The sequence below is a fragment of the Paenibacillus forsythiae T98 genome (assembly GCF_000520735.1).
Classification (GTDB): domain Bacteria; phylum Bacillota; class Bacilli; order Paenibacillales; family Paenibacillaceae; genus Paenibacillus_AQ; species Paenibacillus_AQ forsythiae.
Window position 1 is genome coordinate 1 of sequence record NZ_ASSC01000595.1, and the last position, 10,581, is coordinate 10,581.

A 10,581-nucleotide genomic window follows, 5' to 3' on the forward strand; every position below is an offset into this window, starting at 1 on the left:
CCAGCTCATTGAGATGGACGTCGGCCTGCACAATTTCCTGTGCCCTGGACGTATCCTGTTTCTGCAGGGAAAGCACGGCTCCTTCGAGCGCGTTAATGACATGCTCAGCCATCTGGCGCAGCAAGTTCCGCAGTTCGTCAAGATTTTTATCCAATTCCACTCTTCGAATCATAATTAGAGCGTTCCTCCTCGAATCAATAGGTCATCCGGGCAGGCCAATCATATACTCCCCGCAGGAAGCCGATGCTTAGCCGAATCTGCCGGAAATGTAATCTTCGGTGCGCGAATCTTTGGGATTCGAGAATAGCTGCTCCGTATCCGCCGCCTCGACAATCACGCCGTTCAGAAAGAACACCGTTTTGCCCGATACCCGCGCAGCCTGGTGCATGTTGTGCGTAACCATGACGATCGTATACCGGTCCCGCAGCTCCTGAACAAGCTCTTCAATCTTCTGTGTCGATACGGGGTCAAGCGCGGAAGTTGCTTCGTCCATCAGCAGAATATCGGGCTGTACGGCAAGGGCTCTGGCAATACACAGCCGCTGCTGCTGTCCGCCGGACAGACTAAGCGCCGATTTCTTCAGGAAGTCCTTGACTTCCTCCCACAAGGCCGCCTGGCGAAGGCTTTGCTCCACCAGCTCGTCAAGCTCGGCTTTGGGAGGGCTGCCGTGCAGCCTTGGGCCGTAAGCAACATTATCATAAATCGATTTCGGAAAAGGATTCGGCTGCTGAAAGACCATTCCCACCTGTTTGCGCAGGCTCTCAACCTCGACATTGCCGCCGTAAATATCCTTGCCGCCAATCAGGACCTTCCCTTCAATCCGCGTTCCCGGAATCATATCGTTCATCCGGTTCAAGGTACGCAGCAGCGTCGATTTGCCGCAGCCTGACGGCCCGATAAATGCGGTAACCGCCTTCTCCGGAATTTGCAAATCCATGCCTTTAAGCGCATGAAAGGATTCGTAGTAGAGATCCAGCTTCTCTATGTTAATGATAGTCTTCTGTTCTGTGTCAATGACGGACTTCATTATAGGTGTGCGTCTCCTTCTCATCATCTTCCGTACAATCATAAGCCATGATTGTAAATACCGCTCCAGAGAATTGTTAACGCTCTGTAAAATCACTCATCGCAAGCAGTCTTCCCTTGACCTCCAAAGCCCTGTCCGCACTCTGCCGCGCCAGCCGGCAGGCCGTCTCGTCCGCCTTCTCCACTGTGGACACCGCAGTTTGAAGACTTGCGAAGAGCCGCTTCGCAGCCGCTATCTCTTCCGCACTGCCGCCAATGTCTCCGGCGGCGGCTCCAGTGAGCTCCGCGGTGCGGGCCGCCTGCTCCCCAATACTTCCAAGCAGCGAGGAAATGCTCGCCGTCAGCCGGCGGGTATGGCGGGCAAGAGTCCGCACCTCGTCCGCAACGACTTGAAAGCCCCGTCCATGTTCGCCGGCATGGGCAGCCTCAATGGAGGCGTTCAGCGCAAGCAGCTCGCTGGTCTCGGCAATCCCGTCAATTTCTCCTGTCAGGGAAGCGATCTCCGTCACATTATTCAACAGCTCCTCTACCTGGCTGCGCTGATCGGACATCCGCTCCTCTACCCGCAAATATGAAGTATGTACATGACCCAGCTTCCCGGAGCCTGCGGCAATCCACTGCTCCATACGCCCGCATTCCGCGCGCGCCGTCTCTGCGGCGGCTGCGGCTTCCTGCAGCGCCGACCCCATTTCGCCGACATGGACGCAGCTTCCTTCCACCGCAAGGCGGCGTTCCTGCTCCGCCCGCTCCTGAAGACGCCCGGAGAGCGCCATCAAATCCCTGACCGTCAATACGCCCTTGAGCTTACCTTCCTCCGTAACGATAACGCAGTCATAGAATTGTTCTTCCTTTCGCCGCAGCGCCCTTTCGATCAGCCCGGAGGGCGAAGCCGAGGACTCGACCATGAGCGTCTCATTATCGGCAAAACGGGAGGCCGGCCGCGAATAGAACAACTCTGCCGAGAATCTGCCCGACAGCTGGCGGTGGAACGAATCCCGCATAAGAAGACCGGCAGGGCGTTCCTCTTCATCCCTGACGACAATGCAGGGAGCGTTCAGGTTGTCGCGAAATACCTCAAGCGCCTCCAGGCAGTTCAGGTGCAGATCGATTTCCGGAACGCTAATGCAGTAATCCGCAAGCGAAACGGCGGAAGGACGGGCCGTCGGCGCCTCCGTGTCCACTGGCAAGGCGGTCTCCCGCTCTTTCGTCATTACGCAAGTCCCGTTTTCCCTTCCATCTCCCGCTTCTCCGGCAAACTCTTCCGTGGCTTCGGAGTAAGAGGGTCGGGTCTGTACAGCGGTCCGTGACGCACTCGCCTGCGCTGCTTCCAATGAGAGAACCCCCGTCTGGGCCGCCTTTCTCTTTTGCCTGAGCAGATGTTCATTCCGTCCGATTTCCTGGCGCTTGATGGTAAGCTTGTCGTTTGCCGCCGCATCGGTTCGTATGTCCGTTCCTCCTTCGCCCAGCTTGCCTCTCTCCTCCTCAACCGTTGTGAGTGAACCCAATGCGCATTCCTCCTGCATGACTATTATGTACATAGCGTATCAATAAAATGTCATAGGAATATTTTCTTACCGTTAATGAAATGTGAATGAAACCCTTGACCCATATTTATCAAAAAAAGAACCCCTGGCCTCATTAAGCGACCGGAGTTCTCTGTTTGTTGACGACCAGCTTGTATCCGACTCCACGGATGGAATCGATATGAACCGACTCAGGATCAAGCTCCAGCTTCTTGCGCAGCGAACTGACATGTACATCAACCGTCCGCTGCCCGCCGATATAATCGAACCCCCAGACGGCGTTCATCAAATCGTCTCTTGTCAACACAACGCCCGGCTTGCGGGCCAAGTACAGCAGCACTTCAAATTCCTTGGGACGCAGATTAATGCTCTGTCCTCCCAACGTAACTTCATAGCGCTCGGGATAGATTTCCAGCTGTCCGAGAATAATGGTGGAATCGGTCTCACTCGTTCTGGCCTGCGGTTCTTCCGATATGCCCGAAATGCGCCGGAGCACGGCGCTGACTCTGGCGAGCAGCTCGGATACGCCGAAAGGCTTCGTCATATAATCATCCGCTCCCGACTTCAAGCCGCGGACAACATCCTCTTCGGTGTTCTTCGCTGTCAGCACGATGATTGGCGTTGTTATACCCTGACCGCGCAGCTTATCCAGAATATCAATCCCGTTCATTCCCGGCAGCATAAGATCCAGCACAATCAAATCAAAATGCTCTTTGACCGCACGGTCATAGCCCGCCGTTCCGTGATCTTCATGGGTCACATCGTAGCCTTCCTGCGTCAGATTGTAAGACAGCAGCCGAGCCAAGGTTGGTTCGTCTTCGATGACAAGCAATCGTTGTGCCATAGGTTCCCCCGTCTTCATAAGTTTTGACAAGCCCATCATATCATCGTAATGTTATCCCAGTGTAAAACCTTTACTCAAATCGCCCTTTTTTAACCCCACTCTTACCTGCCGGTTCAAAAACAACGAAATTCCTGCAAGAAAAGTTAAATTTCATCCTCCTGAAGCAGCGGAAGCTCCAGAGTGAACGTACTTCCGATGCCCAGATCGCTTTCCACAGAAATAGTCCCGTGGTGCAGATCCATCAGATGCTTGACAATCGACAATCCGAGTCCGGTTCCGCCAGAGCTCCGCGACCTCGCCTTGTCCACCCGGTAGAACCGTTCGAAGATACGGGGCAGATCCTTGCGCGGAATTCCGATCCCGGTGTCCGTGACCGTGAATACAACCGTTTCCTTACCGTCCGCTTTCTGCCGGTTCACCGCCCTCACCTTGACGTTCCCGCCTTCATGCGTATAACTGATCGCATTCGAGAGCAGGTTGAGGAAAATCTGCCGGAGCTTGTCCTCATCGCCTTCAATAAAGAGTTCTTCTGGTACGTCCGCGCTCAGACTGATGCTTTTCTTCTCCGCTACCTTGCTCATCGTTTCGAGCAGCGAATCAAAGAAGGACGCCAGGTGAACCGGGGAGCATTCCAGTTGGACGCGCTTGGATTCGATTTTGGACAATTCCAGAATATCGCCGATCAGACGGTTCAGCCGCTCGTTCTCGTCATATATGATTTGCAAAAAAGAATTTACCGTTCTCTCATCCTTCACCCCGCCTCCGAGCAGCGTCTCCGCAAATCCCTTGACTGCCGCGACGGGCGTCTTGAGCTCATGCGACACATTGGCGACGAATTCGCTGCGCATTCTCTCCAGCCTCCGGATCTCCGTTACCTCCTGAAGCAGAAACAGCATGCCCTGGTAAGACTCGTCCTGCGTCATGGGCACCCCGTCCAGCCGCATAATCCGCTCGCCGGAATTATAGAAGCTCCGTTCCTCATGAACCGGTTCCCTGCGGGACAATCCATCCTCCAGTATTCGGGTTAGCTCGTAATGGCGCTTTAGTTCACGGAAGGAACGGCCGACCAAATCGTCCGCGTCCACATCAAGCATCTTCTCCGCCGCCTTGTTGAGCAGAGCGATTTCTCCCCGTTCATTCACCAGCAGGATGCCGCTGGTCATATTATCAAGCACGCTTTGCAGCAGGTTCTCGTTATCGCGTATCGTCCGGAGCTGGGTCTGGAGACTGTCGGCCATCACGTTGATCGCGGATGCAAGCTGGCCGATTTCATCCTTTCGTTTCAGAGATACCCGGGCGTCATAATCCAGATCGGTAATCCGGCGGGCGACACGGGTAATCTGCTCCAGCGGTGAAGTCAGACTGAGGGCGACACGATAACTGACAACAGCTGCCACTATGAACAGGACGACAAGCCCTCCGGCCATAATCGTCCAGGCTCTGCTCACTCCTTGTTCTACCGTATCAAGAGACAGAGACAGCCGGATATATCCATTAAAGCTCCCGTTCTCCGACATCACCCGCTGGGCAACGTACAGCATATTCCGCATCAACGTGTCACTGTAGCGGATGGCCCGTCCAATGCCATCCTTGGCGGCGATAATCTCTTCTTCACGATTCGAATGATTGTCCATTAGCTGCGGATTCTTCTCCGAGTCGCCGATCACTTTTCCCTTGATTGTGATAAAAGTGACTCTGGAGCTCGTAAGCTTGCCAATGCTGTGGGCCTGACCGGTATAATAATCAATCGCATCCGGGGCATTCATATCGCGGAATTCCATCGTGCCCGCCAGCAAATTTATTTCCCGGGACATATGATCTTCAAGCGCAGTAACATGGGAATTCCTGAACAAATGCGCCATCGTAAAGCCTGCTCCAACCATGGAAATTCCAATCAAAGTCATTAATATTAACGCAAGACGGACTCGAAACGGTTTCATTCGGCACATGCCTTTCTATGTTTGACTAAACTGCCTGAGACTATCGTAGCCCGATTTCGGTGAAATTGCCAGTGCGGGCCTGCCTTCGGCAAGACAAAAACGGAGCGCCAGACATGATGCATCTGCGCTCCGCTCTGCTTCAGCAAGGAAGCAATCGCTTTTTGAAGCCCCGCCCCGTTCAGTGTGTCTCAAGCAATACCAGACTCTTCGGGCAATGAGACTCCCTGGCGGGACGCTATAAGATAAATAAATATAATGGCTTTACTTAAACACCGTTTCACGAAGCAGCGCCAGCTTCCCGGCGGAATCCTTCTCCACGTCGGCATGCAGGCTGTTGCCGTGGGAATCCATGGTCACAATCGCCGCAAATCCGTCTATCGTCAGATGCCACATCGCCTCGGGGATGCCGAATTCAAGAAAATCCACACCGTCCACTTTCTTGATGCATTCAGCGTAATACTGGGCCGCTCCGCCTATCGCATTCAGATAGACGCCGCCATGATCCTGGAGCGCCTGCAGCGTCCTGGCTCCCATGCCGCCCTTGCCGATGACGGCCCGGATGCCGAATTTCTTGATGATATCGCCCTGGTAAGGCTCCTCCCGGATGCTCGTCGTCGGACCGGCGGCTGTCACATGCCAGCCCTCCTCGTCTTTAAGCATGACGGGACCGCAGTGGTAAATGACCGCCCCGTTCAGATCGACCGGTGACTCGTGGTCGATTAAATGCTTATGCAGGGCGTCGCGGCCGGTGTGCAGCTCACCCGACAGGATGACTACATCCCCGACGCGCAGACGGCGTATGTCTTCTTCGCTTATCGGCGTTGTCAGCCGGATCTCCCTCGCCCCGCTTGCCGTATCGGCGCTTTCCCCAGCTGCGGGATGAACGCCAGGGACGCCGGACTCCCCGGCCCCGCCTGTCTTCATATCCAGGGATGTTTCCGCTGCGCCCGCTCCTGCGGATATACCGAAGCCCCGCTCATACAGCCACTCCCGAATCTCCCCGGTACCAGCGTCAATCAGCACGCCTTGGCGGCGAAATGCCCAGCAGTTGTAGGCAACAGAGACAAAAAAGCTCGCCGGCAGCCGGTTCATTGCTCCAACCTTGCAGCCGAGCAGCGTTACCTCCCCACCGAAGCCCATCGTGCCAATGCCTAGCTTGTTGGCATTTTCCATAATATAATCTTCGAGCTGCCGCAGTTCAGGGATCGGATTTGTATCATCCACCTTCCGCAGCAGCTGCTTCTTCGCCAGCTCATATCCGGAGGTCCGGTCTCCGCCGACGCCTACTCCGATAAATCCCGCGCTGCAGCCCTGCCCCTGGGCCTGATAGACCGCGTGAAGAATGCACTTGCGGATACCGTCCAGATCGCGTCCCGCTTTGCCCAGTCCTTCAAGCTCGGCAGGAAGGCTGTACTGGATATTCTTGTTCTCGCAGCCGCCCCCCTTGAGGATGAGCCGGATATCAATATGCTCCTCTTCCCACTGTTCAAAATGGATTACCGGCGTTCCCTCTCCCAGATTATCGCCGCTGTTCGCTCCGGTGAGCGAGTCGACCGAGTTGGGCCGGAGCTTGCCGTCCCGGGTCGCCCGCACAATGGCGCTTTGAATATCGCGCTTCATTTCGAGCTGATTCACGCCTACCGGCGTATGTATGACAAAAGTCGGCATGCCCGTATCCTGGCAAATGGGCGAAACCTGAAGCTCGGCCATGCCGATATTTTGCGTAATCGTCGCCAGGGCCAATCCCGAGCGTGTGGCCTTGTCTTCAAGCGCGCGTCCTGCGGCCACGGCCCGCCGCACGTCGCCCGGCAAGTTCGTTGAGGTCTCAACGATCAGATCGTATACGCTGTCTTCGAACTTCCCCATCATTAACTGCACTCCTCTCATGTCCCGGTTATGGATCGCCTTCACTAGTGTCTATCATATCATACCCGATGCCTCTGCCATAAAAAAACCAACCCTCCGCAAAAAGGAAGGTTGGCTTGAACACGTGGACCTCTTCATCAGCGCGCCGGGCTTTCCGCAAGGATATCCCAATCCTTGAATACCGGCTGCAGCCCGCTGCCGTACAGCATATCCCTGATTTCCGGCACGCTGCGGCTGTCCGAAATTTCAAACTGCGGCGTTCCGCCGTCACTGGTATGCCCGCCCACCTCAGTCGAGACGCCTGCAGACATTTTGGTTACCCCCAAATGCACAAGACGGTCCCGCAATTCAGCGGGCTCTCTTGTGGACAAGGTGATGCCGGAACGGGGCAGGAACAGCCGGTAAGCGAGGATAATCTGCACCAGCGCCCGGTCGGTCACGTCCGATTCGGGGTTGAAGCTGCCCAGATACGGACGGAAGCGCGGCGGTGACAGGCTGATCTCGCAGCCGGGGTAGCGGTCCTGAAGATAACGCGCGTGCATCGCCGTCAGGAAGGCTTCCTGCCGCCAATCGTACAAGCCGAGCAGGGCGCCGATGTTGACGGAGCGGAAGCCCGCAAGGCAGCCGCGCTCCGGCGCATCGAGGCGGGCCCGGAAATTCCGCTTCGGTCCTTTGACATGAAGCTTGCGGTACGTCTCCTGGTGGTATACTTCCTGGAACAGAGTCAATCCGTCCACACCCGCATCGGCCAGCTCCCGGTATTCCTCCGTGGACAGCGGATTGACCTCAATGCTGATGGAAGAGAAATATTGTCGAAGCACCTTTACACAATCTTTAACGTAACCGACCGGCGAATCCTTGCGTGATTCCCCCGTCAGCAGCAGGATATGGCGAAGTCCGGTTGCGGCAATTGCCGCCGCTTCCTTCTCAACTTCCTCCAGCGTCAGCTTCTTGCGCGGAAAATCATGAATGGCGCTGAAGCTGCAGTACGTACAGTGGTTGACGCAATAATCCGCCACATACATCGGCGTGAACAGCTGAACGACATGGCCGAAATGCGAGCGGGTGATCCGCTGCGCCTTCTGCGCCATTTCTTCCAACAGCGGACCGGCTGCCGGCGACAGCAGGGCAAGCAGATCCTCCTTCTCCAGCTTCTCCTTGCCCAGCGCCCGCATTACATCTTCCTTCGTGTACTCCCGCCACAACTCCTTAAAGGGAATACTCTCCAGGGTCGTCAGCGACTCATAAAAGCTCATCTGTCTCCTCCCTCCTATACGTTCAAGAAACCGGTCAATGGCGAAGAAGCTTCCGCCTCCTGCTGAACCGGGCCGAGCCCGGCCAGATACGCCTGCCGGCCGGCGGCAACCGCGCCGCGAAAAGCTTCCGCCATGCCAAGCGGGTCGCGTGCGGTGGCAATCGCCGTGTTCAGCAGCACGGCAGCTGCGCCCATCTCCATCGCTTCCGTCGCCTCGGAAGGGCGCCCGATTCCGGCGTCCACAATGACCGGAAGGCCGGCCTCTTCAATCAGGATGCCGATTAGCTCTTTCGTCCGGAGGCCCCGGTTGCTTCCGATGGGCGCTCCAAGCGGCATCACCGCCGCCGCGCCCGCGTCTCTCAGCCGGAGCGCCGCAGACAAATCCGGGCTCATGTAAGGTAGCACAACGAAGCCTTCGGCCGCCAGAATTTCCGTAGCGCGGATCGTCTCCAGATTGTCGGGCAGCAGATATCTCTGGTCGTTAATAACTTCAATCTTCACCCAGTTCCCCATCCCTGCGGCCCTGGCCAGGCGTGCGATGCGCACGGCTTCTTCTGCGGTGCGCGCGCCGGAAGTATTCGGCAATAGGGTCATGTGTGGCGGAATGTGGCTCAGAACGTTCTCCTCCCGCGAAGCCGGATCGACTCTTCGAAGAGCCACCGTAATGACTTCGGAACCCGAGCGGGCGATTACCTCCGGAATCAGCGTGTTGCGGCTGTATTTGCCGGTTCCGATGAACAGGCGGCTGGACAGGGCCTTCCCCCCGATATGTAATGCATCCTGCATAATAACTCCTCCTTATCCGGTTAATATAATGGTTCAGTGTTCAGCCAAAATAACGGTGATACAAAGAGCGGGCTTCGGCCGGATCGCCCGTGCCGTGAACAAGCACCCGGCCGTCGGGAAAGATCGCCATCCGGTGCCGCTCCAGCGTCAAAGACAGCATGAAAGGATTTCGCTCCGCCCGCCCGTAAGCCGACAGCCGCCGCTCCCACTCCTCCAGATCAAGTGTCACCGGGCCTTGCGGGCGAATCTGCACCGTATCCCGCCCGCAGAGCACGGTCGTTCTGGAGTGGCTCCCCGGCGACAGATAAGGATAAGTGCGCTTGGCGCCGCAGGACGGGCAGTCGGCGCGCTTCAGCCTGGCCGTCTCCACCGAGGAGTGGCGGTTCGTCCACAGATCGAAAGAGACCAGTGTCCCGCGCAGCGCGCTAGAGTTCCCGGACAGCCACTTCAGCGCTTCCGCCGTCTGGTAGGCCGCCGTCATCTGCACGGCAGGGCCGATGATGCCCGCCGTGTCGCAGGTATCCCCTCCGGAGGGAACGCCGTCCATCAAGCAGTGAAGGCAGGCGCTCTCTCCCGGAACAATCGTCATTGAAATCCCATAGCTGCCGGTGCAGGCGCCGTAGATCCACGGGATGCCGTCCCGCGCGGCAATGTCATTCACAATCATCCGCACCTCGAAATTGTCCGCCGCATCCAGAATAAGATCGACGCCGCGGGTATAAAGGCCGATTTCCTCTGCGGTAATGTCCGTAACGATGCCTTCCACCTCCACAGAGGAGTTGACGCTGCGAAGCCTGCGGGCGGCAGCCACCGCCTTGGGAATCCGCTGGGCCGCATCCTGCTCGCTGTACAGATTTTGACGCTGCAGGTTGCTCCACTCCACATAATCCCGGTCGACAAGGGTCACCCTGCCTACGCCCGAGCGCACCATCGTCTCCGCGCATGCGGAGCCAAGCGCCCCTGCCCCTATGATAAGAACCTTCGCCTGCGCGAGCTTCTTCTGACCGTCGGCTCCGATTCCGTAAAACCGCTCCTGCCTGCTGTATCTGTCCTCTCCGGCGAAATTCATCTCCCAGCCTCAGCCTCCCCCAACAAAATGCACAAGCTCAACGCGGTCCCCTTCGGCAAGCCGGACGGTCCCGTAATCATCTCTGCCCACAATCCTGCCGTTCAGTTCAACGATCATCCGCCTTTCCTTCCATTCGGGGCGGCTCAGCAGATCCTCAAGCGTCCCGCAAGCTTCTTCCAGCGAGGTCTCGTTCCCGTTGATATACAGCTTCATTGCCCTCACCTCCTTTCATAGCGAGCAGCCCGGACGGCTGACCGGTAAGACATGGCAGC

At 56.8% G+C, this 10,581-nt stretch carries 9 protein-coding genes; all 9 read right to left on the bottom strand.

The window, feature by feature from the left end; translation table 11 throughout:
- Window positions 1-247: 247 nt before the first annotated feature.
- The 9 genes from pstB to thiS all read right to left on the bottom strand — a co-directional run bounded on the left by pstB (window position 248) and on the right by thiS (window position 10,522).
- Entirely contained in the window at window positions 248-1,027 is a 780-nt protein-coding gene (gene pstB / locus L692_RS0118580) for a phosphate ABC transporter ATP-binding protein PstB (RefSeq protein WP_025701580.1), read from the bottom strand.
- Window positions 1,028-1,103: 76 nt separating this feature from the next.
- The gene (locus L692_RS33855; protein WP_025701581.1) at window positions 1,104-2,531 is read right to left on the bottom strand and encodes a methyl-accepting chemotaxis protein; all 1,428 of its coding nucleotides are present in this window, start codon (window positions 2,529-2,531) and stop codon (window positions 1,104-1,106) included.
- 133 nt (window positions 2,532-2,664) lie between these two features.
- On the bottom strand, window positions 2,665-3,393 hold the full coding sequence (locus L692_RS0118590) for a response regulator transcription factor (protein ID WP_025701582.1): 729 nt from the start codon (window positions 3,391-3,393) through the stop codon (window positions 2,665-2,667).
- 143 nt (window positions 3,394-3,536) lie between these two features.
- Complete coding sequence (gene pnpS, locus L692_RS0118595) at window positions 3,537-5,333, bottom strand: two-component system histidine kinase PnpS (RefSeq protein WP_025701583.1); 1,797 nt, start codon at window positions 5,331-5,333, stop codon at window positions 3,537-3,539.
- A 261-nt stretch (window positions 5,334-5,594) separates the two neighbouring features.
- Window positions 5,595-7,199, bottom strand: a complete 1,605-nt coding sequence (locus L692_RS0118600) for a fumarate hydratase (RefSeq protein WP_025701584.1) — start codon at window positions 7,197-7,199, stop codon at window positions 5,595-5,597.
- A gap of 137 nt (window positions 7,200-7,336) precedes the next feature.
- A complete protein-coding gene (thiH, locus tag L692_RS0118605; RefSeq protein ID WP_025701585.1) occupies window positions 7,337-8,455 on the bottom strand; it encodes a 2-iminoacetate synthase ThiH in 1,119 nt (372 codons plus the stop codon).
- Window positions 8,456-8,469: 14 nt separating this feature from the next.
- Window positions 8,470-9,240: a thiazole synthase gene (locus L692_RS0118610; RefSeq protein ID WP_025701586.1), complete on the bottom strand. Its 771-nt coding sequence runs from the start codon at window positions 9,238-9,240 to the stop codon at window positions 8,470-8,472.
- A 40-nt stretch (window positions 9,241-9,280) separates the two neighbouring features.
- A complete protein-coding gene (locus L692_RS0118615) occupies window positions 9,281-10,309 on the bottom strand; it encodes a ThiF family adenylyltransferase (protein WP_025701587.1) in 1,029 nt (342 codons plus the stop codon).
- 9 nt (window positions 10,310-10,318) lie between these two features.
- Window positions 10,319-10,522: a sulfur carrier protein ThiS gene (thiS, locus tag L692_RS0118620; RefSeq protein ID WP_025701588.1), complete on the bottom strand. Its 204-nt coding sequence runs from the start codon at window positions 10,520-10,522 to the stop codon at window positions 10,319-10,321.
- Window positions 10,523-10,581 lie beyond the last annotated feature (59 nt).

Excerpts from the sequence above, each read along its gene's own strand:
- L692_RS0118590 (WP_025701582.1), bottom strand. The coding sequence starts at position 3,393 with ATGGCACAACGATTGCTTGTCATCGAAGACGAACCAACCTTGGCTCGG.
- thiH (WP_025701585.1), bottom strand. The coding sequence starts at position 8,455 with ATGAGCTTTTATGAGTCGCTGACGACCCTGGAGAGTATTCCCTTTAAG.
- pnpS (WP_025701583.1), bottom strand. The coding sequence starts at position 5,333 with ATGAAACCGTTTCGAGTCCGTCTTGCGTTAATATTAATGACTTTGATT.
- thiS (WP_025701588.1), bottom strand. The coding sequence starts at position 10,522 with ATGAAGCTGTATATCAACGGGAACGAGACCTCGCTGGAAGAAGCTTGC.
- pstB (WP_025701580.1), bottom strand. The coding sequence starts at position 1,027 with ATGAAGTCCGTCATTGACACAGAACAGAAGACTATCATTAACATAGAG.
- L692_RS0118610 (WP_025701586.1), bottom strand. The coding sequence starts at position 9,240 with ATGCAGGATGCATTACATATCGGGGGGAAGGCCCTGTCCAGCCGCCTG.
- L692_RS0118600 (WP_025701584.1), bottom strand. The coding sequence starts at position 7,199 with ATGGGGAAGTTCGAAGACAGCGTATACGATCTGATCGTTGAGACCTCA.
- L692_RS0118615 (WP_025701587.1), bottom strand. The coding sequence starts at position 10,309 with ATGAATTTCGCCGGAGAGGACAGATACAGCAGGCAGGAGCGGTTTTAC.